Origin of the sequence: Citrobacter sp. ABFQG, assembly GCF_004322975.1 — a bacterium.
GTDB lineage: Bacteria > Pseudomonadota > Gammaproteobacteria > Enterobacterales > Enterobacteriaceae > Citrobacter > Citrobacter freundii.
The window spans coordinates 196112-216498 of the sequence record NZ_CP036435.1 but is presented as its reverse complement, the minus strand read 5'-3'; the positions used below and the strand labels follow the sequence as shown (position 1 = coordinate 216498).

Sequence of the window (20387 nt, the reverse complement as noted above, 5' to 3'; positions counted from 1 at the left end):
ATGTGGAATATCTGGCCGTTTGGCCGTAAGTCTGAACCCTCAGAGCAGCGCAGCATGACCATTGATGAATTTCTGGCGATGGCAGGGATTCCAAATACCGGATCAGGCGAGTATGTGTCTGCGGGTACTGCGGAATCTCTGCCGGCGGTCATGAACGCCGTATCAGTTATCAGTGAGGCGGTGGCAACAATGCCCTGCTATCTCTACCGCGTCCGTAATGATAATGGTCGTGAGGCGCGAGAATGGCTGAGTAATCACCCGGTGGATTTTCTCCTGAACGAGCAGCCGAACGACTGCCAGACGCCTTATCAGTTTAAACGCACGATGATGCGCCATTGTCTGCTGAATGGTAACGCCTATGCGGTGATCCAGTGGGGCCGCGACGGCCAGCCGCAATCCCTGCACCCGTATGCGCCGGGGGCGGTTGTTCCTGAGCGTATCGGCCAGCATAAGTACAAATACACCGTTACAGAGCCGTTTACCGGGGCTGTGCGCACCTATCTACAGGAAGAGATTCTGCACCTGCGTTACTCCACCGATGATGGCTTTCTGGGGCGTTCGCCTATTACTACGTGCCGTGAGGCGCTGGGGTTAGGTCTGGCCCAACAGCGCCACGGTGCCAGCATTATGAAAGATGGCATGATGGCGGCGGGCGTCGTCACTACTGCTGAATGGCTCGACAGCGTGAAGGGTAAGCAGGCTCTGGACGCACTGGAGCGCTACAAAGGTGCCAGAAATGCCGGGAAAACGCCGATCCTTGAAGGTGGCATGGACTACAAGCAGCTTGGCATGAGCAATCAGGATGCCGAATGGCTGGCGTCGCGCCGGTTCTCCATTGAAGACATTGCCCGCATGTTCAACGTGTCGCCCATCTTCCTGCAGGAATACAGCAACAGCACCTACAGCAATTTCAGCGAAGCGAGCCGCGCCTTTCTCACCATGACCATGCGCCCGTGGCTGGCGAACTTCGAGCAACAAATCAAATCTGCTTTGCTGGTGGCCTCTCCGGTTCCGGGAACCCGTTATCAGGTGGAGTTTGACTCTGCTGACCTTCTCCGTGCCACACCTACCGAGCGTTACGCCACTTATGAGCGAGGCATTAAGAACGGGATCATGAACCCGAACGAAGCCCGTGAGCGCGAGGGGATGCCGCCGCGTGAAGGTGGTGACGAATTCAGCCAGGCATGGAAGCAGGAAGTGAAGATCAGCAAAGACGGCAAGGAAGGTGACGCATGAGAGCCGGGGGGCTGAGAAGCCGCGTCACTATTCGGGTATTCACTACCCACAGGGAGCCGTCCGGTCAGGTTGTTCAGGTCTGGGAAGACGGGGAAACCATATGGGCTGAGGTTAAGGGGATCAGTGGCCGAGAGTTAATGGCGTCAGGTGCCGAGGTTGCCGAAGCGACGATCCGCGTTTGGGTGCGTTTCCGCCGTGATATTACCGCAGCCAACCGTCTGAAAGTGCTTACTGGCCCGTTTGCTGGCAGCACTCTCAATATTATCGGGCCTCCTATTCCTGATTCGGAAGGTACCCGGCTGGAAATTCTCTGCAAGACAGGAACGGAAAAATGACAGCAGAAATCACCCTGGAAGAAGCAAAGCTGCATTGCCGTATTGATGATGATTATGAAGACACGCTGATACAGGCGTACATCGATGCGGCGCTGGAGGTTTGCCAGAAGCATATCGGCAAGCGGTTTGATAACGGGCTGGAGTTTACGCCAGCTATCAAGATTGGCTGTCTGATGTACGTATCTCAGCTGTACGAGTACCGCACGATGATTGGTGATACCGACGCCAAAGAGATACCGATGGCTGTCTCTGCGTTGTGGTCTGTCTATCGTGATGTGGGGGTGTACTGATGCCGTGGCAACCACTACGCCGGTGCAATGAGCCGGGATGTAATAAACGGGTGAAGTCTGGCAAGTGTGACGAGCATAAGCGGGATGCCCGCCGACAAAGCGACAGCCGAAGAGGTACGCGAACAGAGCGTGGTTACTCCAACCGCTGGGGCGAATACCGTCGTCATTTTCTAAAAGCTAATCCGCTGTGTGTCCATTGTCTCAAGGCTGGCGTCTATGCATCGGCAACTATCGTCGATCACATCATCCCTATCGAGGGTGAAGCTGATGTGCTGTTCTGGCCCGCCAGTAATCACCAGTCGTTATGCGCTGCCTGTCATGGACGGAAGACAACCACAACAGACCCGGTGACGAAGCAGCAGCGTAAAGCCGGTAAGTTCCGCGAGCAGGAAGAAGCAGCACGTCATCGCACCGACTGGATCTATGAGGCAAACAATGACTGAGCAGGAACAGCAGCGGCTGATTAGTGGGCTGATAAAGCAGCGCGAGGCATGGCAACCAGCCAGACAGAGAGCGCATAAGAAGCCCGTAGCAAAGCGCATGAGCCAGCGTGACCGGGAGCTTATGGAATGCTTTCGCAACCGCTGACAGGCCGAATGGACGGGGTGGGGGAGGTTTTCAGGACAAACCCCTCTCAGCGAGGAACCACCCGCCCCCTCAAATTTTTACGCACGGTGATTTTTTTGAAAATAAAACGCGATGGAAACGAGAAATTTTTATGGCAAGACCACCAAAACCGCCAGCTTACCTTGATGAGTTAGCCGCGCAGCAGTGGAAAGCGAAAGCGAAGCAACTGGCCGAGCGTGGCGATCTGACACCCGCCGACTGGAACAACCTTGAGCTTTTTTGCGTCAACTATTCGATGTACCGCAAAGCAGTGGAAGACCTTGCCAGCCGTGGGTTCAGCATTGTTAACAGCCAGGGGGGCGAGAGCCGAAATCCTGCACTGAGTGCAAAGGCTGATGCTGAAAAAATCATGATTAAAATGTCGTCGCTGCTGGGCTTTGATCCGGTAAGCCGCCGCCGTAACCCGGTAGAAACGGAAGAGGAGGACGAGCTTGACCGTCTGGAATGAGTACGCAAATGCGATAAAAACGGGCGAAATTCCGGCCTGTAAGCGCGTAAAACAGGCCGTGGAAAGGTACTTTTCAGACCTGAATGACCCCCGATATGAGTTCGATACGGCGACCGTAGAGCGGTTTATTGCGTTCTCGCGGCTCTGTCCTCACGTCAAAGGCCCGCTTCGGGGCCAGCCAATCGATCTGGAACCGTGGCAGCAGTTCGCCTTTGCTAACCTGCTGGGCTTTAAAGTTAGAGAGACAGGCCGCCGTAAGTACAGCAGCGCCTTTATTGAGGTGCCGCGCAAGAATGCCAAATCAACCGTGGCCGCCATGCTGGCTAACTGGTTTCTGGTAATGGAGAAGGGCCAGCAGGATATCTACACGGCGGCGGTAAGCCGGGATCAGGCCCGAATCGTGTTCGACGATGCCCGCCAGATGTGCCTGCTGTCAAAACCGCTGAAAAAGCGCGTCAATATCCAGGCGCATAAGGTCATTTTTCCGAAGAGCAACAGCCTGTTAAAGCCGCTGGCGGCGAAAGCGGCCACCATTGAAGGGACTAACCCCAGCCTGGCGATTGTCGATGAATACCACCTTCACCCGGATAACGGCGTTTATTCCGCCCTCGAGCTGGGTATGGGCGCACGTCCGGAGGCGATTTTGTTCGCTATCACTACCGCCGGGAGTAACGTTGTCTCTGCCTGTAAGCAGCATTATGACTACTGCTGTCAGATTCTGGCCGGGGAGGAGGGCAACGATTCGCTGTTTGTACTGATCTACGAGCTGGACGACGAAAGCGAGGTTGAGCAGCCTGAAATGTGGATCAAGGCTAACCCTAACCTGCATGTGTCCGTTGACGCAGCGAAACTAGAATCCACTATCCAGAAAGCCCGGGGTATACCGTCGCAGTGGGTGGAAATGCTGACCAAGCGTTTCAATATCTGGTGTCAGGGCTCCACTCCGTGGATGGGAGCCGGCGCATGGGATGCCTGTGCGCTCGAATATACCGAAGAAGATCTGTCCGGGATGGAGTGTTACGCCGGATTTGACCTGTCCTCAACCAGCGATATTACCAGTGTGAGTTACGCTTTCCCGTTTGAACGCGAGATCAGGCTTCTTACCCGGCACTATCTGCCCGAAGCACAACTACTTAACGTTGCTAACAAAAACCGCGCCATCTATCGGCAGTGGGTAAAAGCGGGCTGGATACGCACCACCCCCGGCGACTGTATTGACTATGATCGCATCCGTGACGATATCCTGCGCGACGCTGAAATATTCAATATCCGGCTGGTGGGCTTTGATACGTGGAACGCGACACACTTGCGAACCCAGTTACAGGGGGCTGGCCTCGATGTGGAGCCGTTCCCGCAAACCTATCTGAAATTCAGTCCGGTAGCGAAATCTTTTGAGGTTTTTGTTAACCGCAAGGTGGTGCGCCATCGTGGCGATCCGGTTCTGGCCTGGGCGATTGGTAACGTGGTGATGGAGTCCGATGCCAACGCCAATATCAAACCTAACAAAAAGAAATCCTCCAACAAGATAGACCCGGCGGTTTCTGCACTCATGGCGTTCGGCACATTCCAGGCAGAACACGAAGATTTTGCTTTCGATATGAGCGACAGTCACAAAGAGCGACTGGCTTTATTTAATGGGATTTGAGCATAAAGCGTAAAGGCAGAATTATCTTGAGGTTATCAGGAATATAAAATTGCTCTAGATCACTACATTGCTGTCGTGGAATAGGAAGAGTCTGTTTTGTTGTTTATAAATGTATTGCAGGGCTTTTCCTGTTCAAACTTCTGGTGAAATATGACTGATAAATGGGCTGATTACCTTATTTCTAAAGTCCGATATAACGATAAACACACTCACATTACCCATGTGTATGTGCATGTCGATAATGGCGATACTGTTGGAGAAGGGACATCAGAAACACGGCAGTGGGTAGTGAATAAAATCGATAGCGGCTATACCTTTTACACCATTTTCAAAGGTGATGACGGTAAGTGGAAGAAAGGTCAAAAAGTGGTTAAGGACCGTGTCAACGGTACTGATTACATTACTACTAGACCTAATGGTACATCCAAGGATAACTTAGAAAACCTTCCTGAGTACTAAACACTTTGGTTACTAAAGGCATAAAGCATCAGAATTGTTCTGGTGCTTTTTTGTTTGTTCAGCCAAAGCTGTATAAACATCTGTATAAACAATAATAAAAAAGGCGCATCCCCATGCCGAGTAGCGCCTTTTTATTCAATAACATAGCTGAAATGTATCAGTTCATGCCGTATTTTTTCAGTTTTTTACGCAGCGTACCACGGTTGATGCCCATCATCAGGGCAGCACGGGTCTGGTTACCGCGGGTGTATTGCATCACCATGTCCAACAGGGGCTGTTCTACTTCAGCCAGTACCAGCTCATAGAGATCGTTAACATCCTGACCATTCAATTGAGCAAAATAGTTCTTCAGTGCCTGTTTAACCGAGTCACGCAGGGGCTTTTGAGTTACCTGGTCCTGAGAGTTAACGGTAGAAACGGTCAGTACGTCAGAATTTACGCGTTGTTCGAACATAGTTCTGTCAGCTCTTTATTTCTGTTTACGCAAAATTTTCGAAGTATGCCTCCAACGCCGCCAGCTGTTCGCTGGAATCTTCAATGGCGTTGAATGTGCGCCGAAACTGGTCATCCGGAGCGTGTTCCTGGAGATACCAGGATACGTGTTTACGCGCAATTCGGTACCCTTTTGCCTGACCATAAAAGTCGTGCAGTTCCCGAACGTGCGCACAAAGCAAGCGCTTCACCTCTGCCAGAGGCAGCGGGGGCAGCAGCTCCCCAGTGTCCAGATAATGCTGGATTTCCCGAAAGATCCAGGGTCTTCCCTGAGCTGCACGTCCTATCATCAGGGCATCTGCCCCCGTATAGTCGAGTACAGCTCTGGCTTTATGCGGGTCAGTAATGTCGCCATTCGCGATAATCGGAATGGAAACTTTCTGCTTAACTGCCCGAATACTGTCGTACTCAGCATCTCCATTGAACAAACAGGCGCGGGTGCGTCCATGAATGGTCAGAGCCTGAATGCCACAATCTTCAGCCAGTTGGGCAATCTCTACGCAGTTACGGTGTTCCGGAGCCCAGCCGGTGCGAATCTTGAGTGTGACAGGAACGTCCACTGCATTGACGACCTCGGTTAGTATCGACTTCACTAAATCCGGGTACTGCAAGAGGGCTGAACCTGCGAGCTTACGATTCACTTTTTTAGCCGGACACCCCATATTGATATCAATAATCTGGGCGCCGCTTTCCACGTTAATACGTGCGGCATCGGCCATCTCAACAGGGTCGCTACCGGCAATTTGCACCGTGCGAATTCCTGGCTCATCAACGTGCACCATCCGTAAACGAGACTTGTCACTTTCCCAAACCTGAGGGTTAGAAGACATCATCTCGGATACCGTCAATCCTGCTCCCATCTCATAGCACAGCGTCCTGAATGGTCTGTCAGTGATGCCAGCCATAGGTGCTGCGATCAGGCGATTTCTGAGCTGGTATTGTCCGATGCGCATGAGTTAAGAAATGACCATACTGTGACTGCAAGGCGGCGTATATTACGCATTTTTCGCACGAGATGAAAGGCCAAACTTTGACCAATCCACTGAGGTGGATCAATGAATTGCCGTAAATGTGAACGCATGAAAATATTTAATCATATAAATCATTGTATTATAAAAATGTGTCGATTTTATATACACATATAATTTTGCGTAACTTCTCATTTTTTCTTCAGCAGCAGAAGGTACTGACAAGATATTCTGCTGAATTAATCAGCAAATCACCTCGCCATTGTGTGATCGCTACCTCATTTTAGTACAGGATCTCGGTATCCCCAGAATAGCTGTCCGTAATCTTGCGTTCATTCAACGGCTGCAGCGGGCGATTGTTTGCAGGCCCAACAATGTAGTGAAATTTATCCAACTGTTCGGCTGAAAGAGCAACAGGCGTTTTCAGGACAGCCCAGGTGACGCCTTCGGTGCAGGGAGGTGTAGTTAGCGAACCGCTATAGCGCCAGTATGTTTTATCGTCGGGTAAAAGCTGGTTGATATTGACTGGCGAAAAAATGGGCATGCTATTGTCCGTCATGGTTGGAAAGGACTCCCACAGATTTTGAATCGCCTGGTTAGGTTCGTCGATATCAAACATGACCGCTACGATGGCGATGTCTCCGTGTTGGTTTTTGTGGACTAACTGCAGCTCCAGAGGATAGGTTCTACCGTTGAGGGTATGTTCGCTCGGCGCGTGAAAATCTAATTGTTTCAGGTAATAAATCTTGTCATCAATATTAATATAGTTTGCGGTATAGCGACTCATTGTTGCCTGCAGCGTATGGTTGATGCTACGAAATCTTGTTGGGCCGTCGACGTATTGTATGCTGAGCGCAGGAAGGCCGAGTTTATTGGTGGTGGCGGTCTGGATATCAATGGGTGATTGATTTATTCCGGTCTGGCACGTTGCATACGCTTTGCTGATTTCTCCCCACTGCGCAGGGCCGTTCTCTCCGGTATATCCCCATGATGTGGCCAGCGTTGTCAGAGGCATCAAGCATGCTGTTAGTAAAGTTGTTGTAAAACGATAGAAATGCATACGTACACTCAACGAAAACAATATAAAAATTAACAAAATCAATTAAATATTGTATCCCGAGGAGAGGTATCGCTGTGCTGGTCTATTGTCTGAAAATGGCGTGGTCAGATAACCACGCCGGAAGGGATTATTTTTTATGACCGGTAATGCGGCACCATTCTTCTTTCTCGATAACCGGATCGAGCGTAAAGAGATCGGCATAGGCTTCACAGACACTTTCCGCCTGGCTGGCAAGAATACCAGAAAGCCCCAGCAAACCGCCTTCTACGGGCAGTACGCTGATTAACGGAGCCAGTTCACGTAATGGGCCAGCAAGGATGTTGGCGACCACCACGTCGGCTTTCATCGCCTCTGGCTGGTCTTTCGGCAGATAAAGCTCCAGACGCTCAGAAACACCATTACGCTGGGCGTTATCACGGCTGGCCTGAATCGCTTGCGGATCGATATCCACGCCAATGGCTTTCGCCGCACCCAGTTTCAGTGCCGCAATGGCAAGAATGCCGGAGCCGCAGCCAAAGTCGATAACCGTTTTACCGTTAAGATCAAGACCGTCCAGCCATTGCAGGCACAGAGAGGTGGTGGGGTGCGTGCCTGTACCAAACGCCAGACCCGGGTCCAGCATCACGTTGACAGCATTCTCATCCGGGACATCGCGCCAGCTCGGGCAAATCCACAGACGTTCGCCAAAGCGCATTGGGTGGAAGTTATCCATCCATTCGCGTTCCCAGTCTTTGTCTTCGAGCTGTTCGATTTTATGCACGAAGCCTTCACCCAGCAGCGGATGCTGTTCCAGGATGGCAACAACTTCTTTCATGTCGGTTTCTGCATCGAACAAGCCGATAACGTCGGTATCACCCCACAGGCGAGTCTCGCCCGGCAGAGGTTCAAATACCGGCGTATCATGCGTATCCTGGAAAGTAATGGAAACGGAGCCCGCTTCCATCAGCGCATCGCTCAACTCTTCAGCGTTGGCACCGGTCGTGTTCAGTTTCAGTTGGATCCATGGCATGGCAAAACTCTTTATTTATCAGTAGTCAATATGGCGACTTGCGGGACGGCGGAACCGAAACGGTTGCCGATCAGGAAAGCCAGCAAGCTTATCAGTAACGAGGGCACGATCGGATGGAAGCCCTGGAACTGAACGTTAAAGGTGGCGAGTAAAGCATAAAGCACGCCGCCGACAATCATCGCGCTCAATGCGCCAGCCGCGTTTGCTCGCTCCCAGTACAGGCCCAGCACCAGCGGCCACAGGAAGACGGCTTCCAGCCCGCCAAACGCCAGCAGATTCAGCCAGATAATCATCTCTGGTGGTTTCCAGGCGGCCAGCAACAGTAACGCGCCCAGCAATAGGGTAATCACTGCTGACATGCGCTTCAGCCGGGTTTCATTTTTAAGCTGTTCCGGACGAAGGTTCAGGTACAGATCCTTAATGATCGTAGCGGAACTTTGCAGCAATTGGGCATTGATCGTCGACATGATCGCGGCCATGGGAGCCGCAAGGAAGATCCCGGCAGCGATCGGCGGCAAGACTTTGACCATCAGCGTAGGGATAACCAGGTCTGGTACCGTCAGGTCAGGGATTACCGCCCGTCCCAGAGCACCCGCCAGATGCATACCAAACATCAGGATCGCCACCACTATGGTGCCGATGATAATGCCGCGGTGTACCGCTTTACTGTCTTTATAAGAGATGCAGCGTACCGCCGTATGCGGCAGGCCAATTACGCCAAAACACACCAATACCCAAAATGAGGTCATAAACGTGGGTGACAAAATGTCATCAGCGCCCTGCGGCGAGACCAGTTTAGGATCGATAGTCTGCAGGGTTACCACCGCATTGCTAAGGCCACCGGCAGCATGGACGACGCCGACCAGCAAAACGATAGTTCCAATAAGCATCACCATACCCTGCATGGTATCGTTCAGTACACTGGCGCGAAATCCGCCGAACGCCGTATACAATGCGATACTGACGCCAAAAATCAGCAATCCAGTTTCGTAAGGAATGCCCGCTGCGGTTTCAAGCAGACGTGCGCCGCCAATAAACTGTACGGTCATTGCTCCGACAAACGCGACCAGCAGGCTGAGACTCGCCAGCCACACCAGCAGGCGGCTCTGGTAGCGCGCAAACAGCATATCGTTGAGGGTAACAGCATTATAACGACGCGCCAGAATCGCGAATTTCTTACCAAGAATCCCCAATGAGAGCCAGACGGCAGGCAACTGGATCATCGCCAGCAGCACCCATCCCAGTCCGTATTTGTAAGCAGCGCCAGGACCGCCAATAAACGAGCTGGCGCTAATGTAGGTTGCCGTTAGCGTCATCGCTAACACGACCCCGCCCATGGAACGGCTGCCAAGGAAATATTCATTCAGGAAGGTACCGGTCACTCTCTTACGCATGGCGTAAACAGAAAGACCGAAGACCACCAGAAGATAGGCGACCAGCGGTAAAATAACTTCAAGCTGCATCGTCATCCTCCAACGAAATGTCGCGATAGATAAACTTCACCATCGCCCAGCACAGCACGATGAAAACCAGCGGCGTTAGCAGGCAGGCCATTTCGAACCAGTGCGGTAAGCCGGTAAAACCCAGCGTTGAATCAGGTAAGTAAGCGGTCACTAACCATGTAACCAGATATAAAAGGGTTAGCCACAGCGCCCAGCGCGCCTCTTTATGGGCCTGAACAAAACGAGCGTCCATTTTTTGTCCCTTGTGGATAAAGAAAGCGGGGATTGTACCTTATGGCACGTGCGGGAGGGGAGAAAAACAAAAGGCCGGAATTTCCGGCCTTTTTGGTTAACGCACGCTTACTTTTCCTGAAGTCCGAGTTTTTTCTCCAGATAGTGGATATTGGTTCCACCGTGCTGGAAGTGCTCGTCATTCATGATACGGATCTGCAGGTCAACGTTGGTTTTGATACCGTCGATGATCAGTTCCTGCAAGGCGTTTTTCATACGGGCGATAGCGACGTCGCGGTTTTCGCCATAGCAGATCAGCTTACCGATCATTGAGTCATAGTACGGAGGTACGGTGTAGCCTGCGTAAATATGAGACTCCCAACGCACACCAAAACCACCCGGCGCGTGGAAACGCGTGATTTTACCCGGGCTTGGCAGGAAGGTGTTCGGGTCTTCGGCATTGATACGGCATTCTACCGCATGGCCTTTAACCACAACTTCGTCCTGCTTGATGGACAGCGGTTGACCCGCTGCGATGCGCAGTTGCTCTTTGATCAGGTCAACGCCGGTGATCATTTCGGTTACCGGGTGTTCAACCTGAATACGGGTGTTCATCTCAATGAAGTAGAACTCGCCGTTTTCGAACAGGAACTCGAAAGTACCCGCCCCGCGATAGCCGATATCAACACAGGCTTTGGCGCAACGCTCGCCGATGTAGCGACGCAGTTCCGGAGTAATGCCCGGTGCTGGTGCTTCTTCGACAACTTTCTGGTGACGACGCTGCATGGAGCAGTCACGCTCTGCCAGATAAATTGCGTTACCCTGACCGTCTGCCAGCACCTGAATCTCAATGTGGCGTGGGTTTTCCAGGTACTTCTCCATGTAAACCATGTCGTTGTTGAAAGCCGCTTTCGCTTCCGCTTTGGTCATGGAGATGGATTGTGCCAGTTCGGCATCGCTGCGCACGACGCGCATACCGCGACCGCCGCCGCCGCCGGAGGCTTTGATGATAACCGGATAACCGATGCGTTTAGCATGAGCGCGGTTAGCGTCCATGTCATCACCCAGCGGGCCGTCAGAGCCTGGGACTGTTGGCACACCTGCTTTCTTCATCGCGGTGATTGCGGACACTTTGTCACCCATCAGGCGGATGGTGTCGGCTTTCGGGCCGATGAAGATAAAGCCGGAACGTTCTACCTGTTCAGCAAAGTTGGCGTTCTCAGAGAGGAAGCCATAACCCGGGTGAATTGCCACCGCGCCGGTGATTTCAGCAGCGCTAATGATAGCCGGGATGTTCAGATAGCTTTTTACGGATGCTGCCGGGCCAATACAGACCGTCTCATCCGCCAGCAATACGTGTTTTAAATCGCGATCCGCGCTTGAATGCACCGCGACAGTCTTGATGCCCAGTTCTTTACAGGCACGAAGAATACGCAAGGCAATCTCGCCGCGGTTGGCGATAACAATTTTATCCAACATGTTCGCCTCGTTATTCGATGACGACCAGCGGCTCGTCAAATTCTACCGGTTGACCGCTTTCTACCAGAATCGCTTTAACTACGCCGGATTTGTCGGCTTCGATCTGGTTCATCATTTTCATGGCTTCAACGATGCACAGGGTATCGCCCGCATTCACTTTCTGGCCGATTTCGATGAACGCTTTCGCATCCGGGCTCGGGGTGCGGTAGAACGTACCAACCATTGGGGAGCGTACGATGTGACCACTGATTTCCGCTGCTGCCGGAGCTTCCATACTTGGAGAGGCAGTTTGTGCGACAGCGTTAGACAGAGCTGGCTGCTGCATCACTGGTGCAGCATAAGCCTGTTGCATCATCGGAAAACTTGCAGCTGGCGCTGCACGGCTGATGCGTACAGATTCTTCGCCTTCAGAAATTTCCAGTTCGGAGATGCCTGATTCTTCAACCAGCTCGATCAGTTTTTTAATCTTACGAATATCCATGAGTGGGTTCCGTACTCTTTGTTTAGTGAGATTGTGACAAGCGTTTTACCGCCGTCTGTATAGCATTTTTATAACAGTGAGTGACAAGATGCCACGCATCTCAGGCGCTGCACTGGGTGCTGCTGCCATTAAATGAGATTGCCAGACTTGTTAGTCATTGTGCGGCTATCTTCTGCCATTTTCGGGTAAAAGACAAAATATACCTTCAATATGCGATTGTCACCCTTTCAGCGCTTTAAAAACGCTACCGGGGATAGCAAAGTCGCACATTATAACTATTTCGTAGCAATTGGCAGCTAAATACTGGTCTTATCAGGGAAGATAATCAACCGTTAACATGTAAAGAAAATCGGATCGTCCGTGTTTTGCAACGCACTGCACATAACGTGAAACTACCGCCACCACTGGCGAAACTTCTTGTAACGGCACGCTAACAGCACCGCCGCGAGCGCTGCATAAATAATCGGTTGAGGGGAGATAATTTTTACCGACCACAAATAATGTATGGGTGCCAGGATCGCCACAAGATAGACGAAGTTGTGCAGATACTGCCATTTTTTACCCAGCATTCTCTGTGCAGCTTGCGTAGACGTTAAGGTGAGGGCGAATAATATGACCCAGCTAGCAACGCCCAATGTTAAATAAGGTCGCGTAAGTAATTCGCGCCCTAATAACGCCAGATTATTAATGCCCAGCTCCAGTAGTGCGTAGCTGGTTAAATGCAGCGTTGCCCAGGCGAAACACCATAGCCCTAACAGACGACGTGTGCGTATCAATAATGGCTGTTTAGCGTAGCGCGTGAGTGGAGAGACCAGCAAGGTCGCCAGCAAGAATTTCAGAGCTGTCCTACCGGTAAAGTGCTGGATATCTTTGACCGGATCGGCGCTCAGGCCGCCGTGATTTACCGCCCAAAATAGCCAGACAAACGGCAATAAACCGGCAAGATGCAGGCAAACTTTCAGCCCGATAATGTGCTTTGCGGTCAGACGCACTTAAAAATTCTCCTGCAAATTGAGTCCGCGATACAGTGATGCAACCTCTTCGGCATAGCCGTTAAACATCAGCGTGGGCTGACGCTGTACGTCCAGGATACCGCCTGCGCCAATAAAACGCTCAGTGGCCTGGGACCAGCGGGGGTGATCGACATGCGGATTCACGTTGGCATAAAATCCGTATTCATTGGGCGCGGCCAGATTCCAGGTTGTCGGAGGGCGTTCGCGCGTGAGTTTGATACTCACGATCGACTTAATGCCTTTAAATCCATATTTCCACGGCACAATTAAGCGAATGGGCGCGCCATTTTGTGGCGGAAGGGCCTTACCATAAACCCCCACAGTAAGCAGTGTGAGTGGGTGCATTGCTTCATCCAGACGCAGTCCTTCAACATAGGGATATTTTAGCCCGCCGCCAATAAAGCGATCTTTCTGTCCCGGCATATCATCCGGTGCGTACAGCGTTTCGAACGCGACATACTTTGCGTTGCTGGTGGGTTCAACCTGCGCCAGCAGTTTATGTAACGGAAAGCCGATCCACGGCACGACCATTGACCAGGCTTCCACGCAGCGCATCCGATAAATCCGTTCTTCCAGCGGGAAACGGGCGGTCAGCGAATCGTGATCGAGGGTGAGTGGTTTTGCCACCTCGCCACTGATTTGCAACGTCCACGGATCGGTTTTCAGGCTGCCTGCATTGGCTGCCGGATCCGCTTTATCGAGACCGAACTCGTAGAAGTTGTTGTAGCCAGAAACCTTATCCGCAGGCGTTAAAGGAAGTGAATTTTGCCAGGCGGAGGGCTTACTGAAATCAAGCGGCTTACCTGCAGGTGCGGGCGGGCGATCGTTGCCCTTAAACCAGCTCAGAAGATCGGCCTGTGCAGAGAGGGGCAAAGACAAGGCGGCAGCGCTGATCCCTAATGCTTTTAGTACCTGGCGGCGCTGCATAAAAAAAGCCGACTCATCAGTGACGTCGGCTTCTGTAAATGGACGTAATTTCTTCATAACAGACTCCCGGCTTACGCGTCATAACTGACAGGGGACGCGTAGTTAATATGGCAGGGAGTCTGTAGATGTGCCGCGAAATTTGGTTAATTAAGTGTAAATTTCTGCGCCAGGGCCTGTTACTTCACCTTTACTAGCGTACGGCCTTGCACCTGGTTATTGATGATGGCATCGGCGAACTTCGGCGCATCAGCCAGCGTAATTTCCGTTGCCGCCTGGGCATAGAAAGATTCCGGCAGATCCTTAACCAGACGTGCCCAGGCCTCTGCACGGCGTGCCGGCGGGGTCATCACCGAGTCCACTCCTTGCAAACGAACGTTACGCAGAATGAATGGCATCACCGTGGTCGGCAGAGCGAAACCACCCGCCAGGCCGCAGGCGGCAACGCAGCCACCGTAGTTCATCTGCGCCAGAACTTTTGCCAGAACTTTGTCGCCAACGGTATCCACCGCGCCAGCCCACAGCTGTTTTTCCAGCGGACGAGACTCGGCAAACTCATCGCGGCCAAGAATACGGTTAGCGCCCAGGCTTTTCAGGTAGTCGTGGGTGCTTTCACGGCCCGAAACCGCCGCAACCTGATAACCCAGCTTATGCAGTAACGCAACGGCTGTGCTGCCCACGCCGCCGCTGGCGCCGGTGACGACAATTTCACCGTCTTGCGGGCGAATACCTGCATCTTCAAGCGCCATTACGCACAGCATAGCGGTAAAGCCGGCGGTACCGATGACCATGGCTTTACGTCCATCCAGTCCTTTTGGCAGCGCAACCAGCCAGTCGCCTTTCACGCGTGCACGCTCAGCCAGTCCACCCCAATGATTTTCACCCACGCCCCAGCCGGTCAGCAACACTTCCTGACCCGCATGAAAACGGGGATCTTCGCTTGCACGTACGGTACCGGCGAAATCGATACCAGGAATCATCGGAAAATTACGAATGATTTTACCCTTGCCAGTGATAGCCAGAGCATCTTTATAGTTCAGGCTTGACCAGTGGATATCCACCGTAACATCGCCTTCAGGTAGCTGATTTTCGTCGAGGGGTTGAACGGATGCGAGGGTTTTTCCGTCCTGCTGTTCTAAGATCAAAGCCTGCATAACCTGTCCTCAATTCGTATAGTGGATTGGAAAATTATTAATGAAGACTATACTCGCTAATCAAAACATGATGCCGATTCTGCGCAATAAATTGCCAGATATACCTGATTTGGTAGTATGCCCACACTGTATGTATAAATGGACGGATTTTGCGTTCAGTTTTGCATTTTTGGGTCGCTTTATCACTTTCAGGCCTGTTTCATAACTGTCGGAGTTAACACAAGGATGCGATTAACGACGAAATTTTCAGCTTTTGTCACGCTGCTTACTGGGTTAACGATCTTCGTGACTCTGATCGGCTGTTCGCTGAGTTTCTATAACGCTATTCAATATAAGTTCACCACGCGCGTGCAGGCGGTCGCGACGGTGATTGATACGCATCTGGTCTCCAGAGATGTCGTTGCGTTAACCCCGCAAATCGATGAGCTGATGGTTTCTGTTGATATCGTGCGCATCGAACTGTTGCAGGGCGAACACGTGGTGTATGACCATTCGCGCACCAGTAGCTACCGACCGGCAGGGACGAACAATCTCTACCGCGAGATCACCGTACCGTTGGTCAAGCATCCGGGCATGTCATTGCGTCTGGTTTATCAGGATCCGATGGGTAACTATTTCCATTCGCTACTGACCACCGCACCGCTCACGATAGCCATTGCTTTCATTATTCTGATGCTCTTTTTGTCTGTGCGCTGGCTTCAGCGCCAGCTTTCGGGTCAGGAGCTGCTGGAGATTCGTTCCACACGTATTCTGAACGGCGAACGTGGACCGAACGTGCGGGGAACGGTCTATGAATGGCCTGCGCGCACCAGCAGTGCGCTCGATATGCTGCTGACTGAAATTCAAAATGCTCGCGAGCAACGCAGCCGCCTGGATACGCTGATTCGTTCCTATGTCGCGCAGGATACAAAAACTGGGCTAAGTAACCGCCTGTTCTTTGATAACCAACTGGCCACGCTGCTGGAAGATCAGGAAAAAGTAGGCTCGCATGGCGTCGTGATGATGGTACGCCTGCCGGACTTTACGCTGCTGCGCGATAGCTGGGGAATCACCCTCGCGGAAGAACAAATCTCGACGCTGATCAATTTGTTGTCGACTTTTATGACGCGCTATCCGGGCGCGTTGCTGGCGCGCTACCACCGTAGCGATTTTGCCATCCTGCTGCCACACCGCACGTTGAAAGAGGCGGAAAGTATTGCCGGGCAATTATTAAAAGCGGTAGATGCACTTCCGGCTAATAAAATGATCGATCGTGCCGATATGGTTCATATTGGCATTTGCGTTTGCCGCAGCGGTCAGTCGCCGGAGCAAGTGATGGATCATGCTGAAGCAGCCACGCGGAATTCGGTATTGCAGGGCGGAAATAGCTGGTCGGTCTATGATGACTCGCTGCCGGAAAAAGGTCGGGGCAACGTACGCTGGCGAACGCTGATCGAACAGATGCTCAGCCGGGGCGGGCCGAGAATTTATCAAAAGCCTGCAGTAACCCGTGAAGGGCGGGTGCACCATCGGGAGCTGATGTGCCGTATTTTTGATGGTAACGAAGAGGTCATTTCGGCGGAATATATGCCGATGGTCCTTCAATTTGGCCTGGCTGAAGAGTATGACCGTTTGCAGATAAGCCGTCTGACCCTGCTTTTGGGTTACTGGCCGCAGGAAAATCTGGCGATGCAGATAACGGTTGAATCGCTTATTCGCCCACGTTTTCAGCGCTGGCTGCGTGATACGCTGATGCAGTGCGAAAAATCATTACGCAAACGCATAATTATTGAACTTGCTGAGGCAGATGTCTGTCAACATATCAGCCGGTTACAGCCCGTTATCAGATTGATGAATGCGCTGGGCGTGCGTATTGCCGTTACGCAGGCGGGGTTAACGCTGGTGAGCACCAGTTGGATTAAAGAGCTTAACGTTGAGTTATTGAAGCTGCATCCAAGTCTGGTGAGGAACATTGATAAGCGAACGGAAAATCAGCTTCTGGTTCAAAGCCTGGTGGAGGCCTGTTCGGGAACACCCACGCAGGTTTACGCTACGGGCGTACGTTCGCGTAGTGAGTGGCATACGCTGACAGAACGCGGAGTTGCGGGTGGGCAAGGGGATTTTTTTGCTGCATCACAACCACTTGACACTAACGTGAAAAAATATTCGCAAAGATACTCGGTTTAACCTGCCGTTTAATTTGTTTTCACGTAGAATAACGCGCGCTGTGCCTTCTGGGGGTGTGCTTGCCTGCTCGCCAGGTTGTAACAGCAAACATGCAGGTGAATGACCTTTGACAGGTTGCAAACAAAAGCGAGGAGTGCTGCTGATTTATTCAGCCCTGATGGACTCAGGCCGGTTTTGTAACAAAGGAAACGAACTGCACTAATTTTCACCGTAGCAGATGATTTTTGCGCCTTGTCGCTGCTGCGTGTGGTTGGTAAAGTAAGCGGATTTTGTTTTCCGCCCCAGCTTTCAGGATTATCCCTTAGTATGTTGAAAAAATTTCGTGGCATGTTTTCCAATGACCTGTCCATTGACCTGGGTACCGCGAATACCCTTATTTATGTAAAAGGACAAGGCATCGTATTGAATGAGCCTTCTGTTGTGGCCATTCGTCAGGATCGTGCCGGTTCGCCGAAAAGCGTGGCTGCAGTAGGTCATGATGCGAAGCAGATGCTGGGTCGTACGCCGGGCAATATCGCTGCAATTCGCCCAATGAAAGACGGCGTTATCGCTGACTTCTTCGTGACTGAAAAAATGCTCCAGCACTTTATCAAGCAAGTGCACAGCAATAGCTTCATGCGCCCAAGCCCGCGCGTACTGGTGTGTGTACCGGTTGGAGCAACTCAGGTTGAACGCCGTGCGATCCGTGAATCAGCTCAGGGCGCAGGTGCTCGTGAAGTCTTCCTGATCGAAGAGCCGATGGCGGCTGCGATCGGTGCGGGTCTGCCAGTTTCTGAAGCAACCGGTTCAATGGTTGTTGATATCGGTGGTGGTACCACTGAAGTTGCCGTTATCTCCCTGAACGGCGTGGTTTACTCCTCTTCTGTTCGTATTGGCGGCGACCGCTTTGATGAAGCCATCATTAATTATGTTCGTCGTAACTACGGTTCTCTGATCGGTGAAGCGACCGCAGAACGTATTAAACACGAGATCGGTTCCGCTTATCCGGGCGACGAAGTGCGCGAAATCGAAGTTCGCGGTCGTAACCTGGCTGAAGGCGTTCCGCGCGGCTTTACCCTGAACTCCAACGAGATTCTGGAAGCCCTGCAGGAACCGCTGACCGGTATCGTTAGCGCGGTAATGGTTGCACTGGAACAGTGCCCGCCGGAACTGGCGTCTGACATCTCCGAACGCGGTATGGTGCTGACCGGTGGCGGTGCGCTGCTGCGTAACCTTGACCGTCTGTTAATGGAAGAAACCGGTATTCCAGTTGTTGTTGCTGAAGATCCGCTGACCTGCGTGGCGCGCGGCGGCGGCAAGGCGCTGGAAATGATCGACATGCACGGCGGCGACCTGTTCAGCGAAGAGTAATCGGATGCAGGTTGGGTAGCCCCCGCGGGTTGCCCTTCCGCTCTGATACGAGAATACGCATAGACTATGAAGCCAATTTTTAGCCGTGGCCCTTCGCTACAGATTCGCCTTATTCTGGCGGTGCTGGTGGCGCTCGGCGTTATTATTGCCGACAGCCGCTTGGGTACGTTTAGTCAAATCCGAACGTACATGGATACCGCCGTCAGTCCTTTCTACTTTATCTCAAATGGTCCTCGTGAATTACTCGACGGCGTGTCGCAAACGCTGGCTTCGCGTGACCAACTCGAACTTGAAAACCGGGCATTGCGTCAGGAACTGCTGCTGAAAAATAGCGAACTGCTGATGCTGGGGCAATACAAACAGGAGAACGCGCGTTTGCGCGAGCTGCTGGGATCGCCATTGCGTCAGGACGAACAAAAGATGGTGACGCAAGTCATCTCAACGGTTAATGACCCTTACAGCGATCAGGTGGTGATCGACAAAGGGAGCGTTAACGGCGTCTACGAAGGTCAGCCGGTTATTAGTGACAAAGGCGTTGTGGGTCAGGTCGTGGCGGTGGCTAAACTGACGAGCCGCGTGCTGCTGATTTGCGATGCGACGCATGCGCTGCCCATTCAGGTTCTGCGTAACGATATTCGCGTGATCGCTGCGGGTAACGGCTGCACTGACGATCTTCAGCTCGAACACCTGCCGGCCAATACCGACATTCGCGTTGGCGATGTGCTGGTCACCTCGGGTCTGGGCGGACGTTTCCCTGAAGGTTATCCGGTTGCTGTTGTTTCTTCCGTTAAGCTGGACACTCAGCGCGCTTATACCGTGATTCAGGCTCGCCCGACCGCGGGTCTGCAGCGTTTGCGCTATCTGTTGCTGTTGTGGGGTGCCGATCGTAATGGCGCGAACCCGATGACGCCGGAAGAAGTACACCGCGTTGCCAATGAACGTCTGATGCAAATGATGCCGCAAGTTCTGCCAGCACCAGATGCCATGGGGCCGCCTGCGCCAGTGCCAACTCCTGCAACAGGTGTGACTTCTGCGCCTGTGGATACCACGCCGCCACAACCTGCTCCGCGTAAGCCGGGAGGACAGTAAGTGGCAAGCTATCGTAGCCAGGGACGTTGGGTTATTTGGCTCTCGTTCCTTATTGCACTGTTGCTGCAAGTCATGCCCTGGCCGGATGACATTCTGGTTTTCCGGCCAAACTGGGTACTGCTCATCTTGTTGTATTGGATCCTGGCGCTGCCGCATCGCGTAAATGTGGGCACGGGATTTGTGGTGGGTGCCATACTGGATCTCATCAGCGGCTCCACGCTTGGCGTGCGCGCATTGTCGATGAGTATCATTGCTTATCTGGTCGCGCTGAAATTCCAGCTATTCCGAAACCTCGCGCTCTGGCAACAGGCGCTGGTGGTCATGTTGTTATCACTGGTCGTGGATATTATTGTTTTCTGGGCCGAGTTTTTAGTGATCAACGTCTCTTTCAGACCTGAAGTGTTCTGGAGTAGTGTAGTGAATGGCGTGCTTTGGCCATGGCTATTCTTACTGATGCGTAAAGTCCGTCAGCAGTTTGCGGTGCAATAA

24 protein-coding genes are annotated in these 20387 nt (G+C 52.3%); 12 read left to right on the top strand and 12 right to left on the bottom strand.

What is annotated here, in order from left to right; all coding sequences use genetic code 11:
• The 8 genes from WN16_RS01070 to WN16_RS01035 all read left to right on the top strand — a co-directional run bounded on the left by WN16_RS01070 (position 1) and on the right by WN16_RS01035 (position 5040).
• Positions 1-1236: a phage portal protein gene (locus WN16_RS01070; protein WP_045338305.1), complete on the top strand. Its 1236-nt coding sequence runs from the start codon at positions 1-3 to the stop codon at positions 1234-1236.
• The gene (locus WN16_RS01065) at positions 1233-1571 is read left to right on the top strand and encodes a phage head closure protein (RefSeq protein ID WP_001201224.1); all 339 of its coding nucleotides are present in this window, start codon (positions 1233-1235) and stop codon (positions 1569-1571) included. The genes WN16_RS01070 and WN16_RS01065 overlap by 4 nt, the downstream gene beginning before the upstream one ends.
• Positions 1568-1861, top strand: coding sequence for a head-tail connector protein (locus WN16_RS01060; protein ID WP_045325314.1), 294 nt, complete (start codon positions 1568-1570; stop codon positions 1859-1861). The genes WN16_RS01065 and WN16_RS01060 overlap by 4 nt, the downstream gene beginning before the upstream one ends.
• Positions 1861-2304, top strand: coding sequence for an HNH endonuclease (locus tag WN16_RS01055; protein WP_001145894.1), 444 nt, complete (start codon positions 1861-1863; stop codon positions 2302-2304). Before WN16_RS01060 ends, WN16_RS01055 begins: the two co-directional genes overlap by 1 nt.
• Positions 2297-2449 (top strand): hypothetical protein, encoded by a 153-nt coding sequence (locus WN16_RS24460; RefSeq protein ID WP_061351399.1) that lies wholly within the window; start codon positions 2297-2299, stop codon positions 2447-2449. Before WN16_RS01055 ends, WN16_RS24460 begins: the two co-directional genes overlap by 8 nt.
• A 130-nt stretch (positions 2450-2579) precedes the next feature.
• Positions 2580-2936: a phage terminase small subunit P27 family gene (locus WN16_RS01045; RefSeq protein ID WP_000113647.1), complete on the top strand. Its 357-nt coding sequence runs from the start codon at positions 2580-2582 to the stop codon at positions 2934-2936.
• A complete protein-coding gene (locus WN16_RS01040) occupies positions 2920-4581 on the top strand; it encodes a terminase large subunit (protein WP_045325290.1) in 1662 nt (553 codons plus the stop codon). The genes WN16_RS01045 and WN16_RS01040 overlap by 17 nt, the downstream gene beginning before the upstream one ends.
• A gap of 150 nt (positions 4582-4731) precedes the next feature.
• Positions 4732-5040 (top strand): DUF3892 domain-containing protein, encoded by a 309-nt coding sequence (locus tag WN16_RS01035; RefSeq protein WP_001547818.1) that lies wholly within the window; start codon positions 4732-4734, stop codon positions 5038-5040.
• Positions 5041-5197: 157 nt separating this feature from the next.
• Here WN16_RS01035 and fis read toward each other — a convergent pair whose 3' ends face one another.
• From fis to WN16_RS00980, 11 genes are all read right to left on the bottom strand, one after another.
• The gene (fis, locus tag WN16_RS01030; protein WP_000462905.1) at positions 5198-5494 is read right to left on the bottom strand and encodes a DNA-binding transcriptional regulator Fis; all 297 of its coding nucleotides are present in this window, start codon (positions 5492-5494) and stop codon (positions 5198-5200) included.
• A gap of 25 nt (positions 5495-5519) precedes the next feature.
• The gene (gene dusB / locus WN16_RS01025; protein WP_003025224.1) at positions 5520-6485 is read right to left on the bottom strand and encodes a tRNA dihydrouridine synthase DusB; all 966 of its coding nucleotides are present in this window, start codon (positions 6483-6485) and stop codon (positions 5520-5522) included.
• A 298-nt stretch (positions 6486-6783) separates the two neighbouring features.
• Complete coding sequence (locus WN16_RS01020) at positions 6784-7560, bottom strand: carbonic anhydrase family protein (RefSeq protein ID WP_016151074.1); 777 nt, start codon at positions 7558-7560, stop codon at positions 6784-6786.
• A gap of 127 nt (positions 7561-7687) precedes the next feature.
• Positions 7688-8569 carry a 50S ribosomal protein L11 methyltransferase gene (gene prmA / locus WN16_RS01015; protein ID WP_016151073.1) on the bottom strand — a complete coding sequence of 294 codons (882 nt, stop codon included), beginning with the start codon at positions 8567-8569 and terminating at the stop codon, positions 7688-7690.
• 11 nt (positions 8570-8580) lie between these two features.
• The gene (gene panF / locus WN16_RS01010; protein ID WP_016151072.1) at positions 8581-10032 is read right to left on the bottom strand and encodes a sodium/pantothenate symporter; all 1452 of its coding nucleotides are present in this window, start codon (positions 10030-10032) and stop codon (positions 8581-8583) included.
• Positions 10022-10264: a YhdT family protein gene (locus WN16_RS01005; protein WP_003025216.1), complete on the bottom strand. Its 243-nt coding sequence runs from the start codon at positions 10262-10264 to the stop codon at positions 10022-10024. Before WN16_RS01005 ends, panF begins: the two co-directional genes overlap by 11 nt.
• Before the next feature lie 107 nt (positions 10265-10371).
• Positions 10372-11721: an acetyl-CoA carboxylase biotin carboxylase subunit gene (accC, locus tag WN16_RS01000; protein ID WP_003025213.1), complete on the bottom strand. Its 1350-nt coding sequence runs from the start codon at positions 11719-11721 to the stop codon at positions 10372-10374.
• A 10-nt stretch (positions 11722-11731) separates the two neighbouring features.
• A complete protein-coding gene (gene accB, locus WN16_RS00995; RefSeq protein ID WP_003025210.1) occupies positions 11732-12202 on the bottom strand; it encodes an acetyl-CoA carboxylase biotin carboxyl carrier protein in 471 nt (156 codons plus the stop codon).
• Between the two features lie 392 nt (positions 12203-12594).
• Entirely contained in the window at positions 12595-13194 is a 600-nt protein-coding gene (gene msrQ / locus WN16_RS00990; protein ID WP_003839882.1) for a protein-methionine-sulfoxide reductase heme-binding subunit MsrQ, read from the bottom strand.
• The gene (gene msrP, locus WN16_RS00985; RefSeq protein ID WP_044701347.1) at positions 13195-14199 is read right to left on the bottom strand and encodes a protein-methionine-sulfoxide reductase catalytic subunit MsrP; all 1005 of its coding nucleotides are present in this window, start codon (positions 14197-14199) and stop codon (positions 13195-13197) included.
• A gap of 119 nt (positions 14200-14318) precedes the next feature.
• Complete coding sequence (locus WN16_RS00980) at positions 14319-15293, bottom strand: MDR family oxidoreductase (protein WP_016151069.1); 975 nt, start codon at positions 15291-15293, stop codon at positions 14319-14321.
• 225 nt (positions 15294-15518) lie between these two features.
• Here WN16_RS00980 and csrD point away from each other — a divergent pair, with 225 nt between their 5' ends.
• Positions 15519-17459, top strand: coding sequence for an RNase E specificity factor CsrD (gene csrD / locus WN16_RS00975; RefSeq protein ID WP_044701343.1), 1941 nt, complete (start codon positions 15519-15521; stop codon positions 17457-17459).
• Positions 17460-17467: 8 nt separating this feature from the next.
• Here csrD and WN16_RS24410 read toward each other — a convergent pair whose 3' ends face one another.
• Entirely contained in the window at positions 17468-17788 is a 321-nt protein-coding gene (locus WN16_RS24410; protein ID WP_153752135.1) for a hypothetical protein, read from the bottom strand.
• Here WN16_RS24410 and mreB point away from each other — a divergent pair.
• The 3 genes from mreB to mreD all read left to right on the top strand — a co-directional run bounded on the left by mreB (position 17766) and on the right by mreD (position 20387).
• Positions 17766-18809 carry a rod shape-determining protein MreB gene (mreB, locus tag WN16_RS00965; protein WP_000913396.1) on the top strand — a complete coding sequence of 348 codons (1044 nt, stop codon included), beginning with the start codon at positions 17766-17768 and terminating at the stop codon, positions 18807-18809. The genes WN16_RS24410 and mreB overlap by 23 nt on opposite strands.
• A gap of 66 nt (positions 18810-18875) precedes the next feature.
• On the top strand, positions 18876-19898 hold the full coding sequence (mreC, locus tag WN16_RS00960) for a rod shape-determining protein MreC (RefSeq protein WP_003844819.1): 1023 nt from the start codon (positions 18876-18878) through the stop codon (positions 19896-19898).
• Positions 19899-20387: a rod shape-determining protein MreD gene (gene mreD / locus WN16_RS00955; protein WP_003025196.1), complete on the top strand. Its 489-nt coding sequence runs from the start codon at positions 19899-19901 to the stop codon at positions 20385-20387.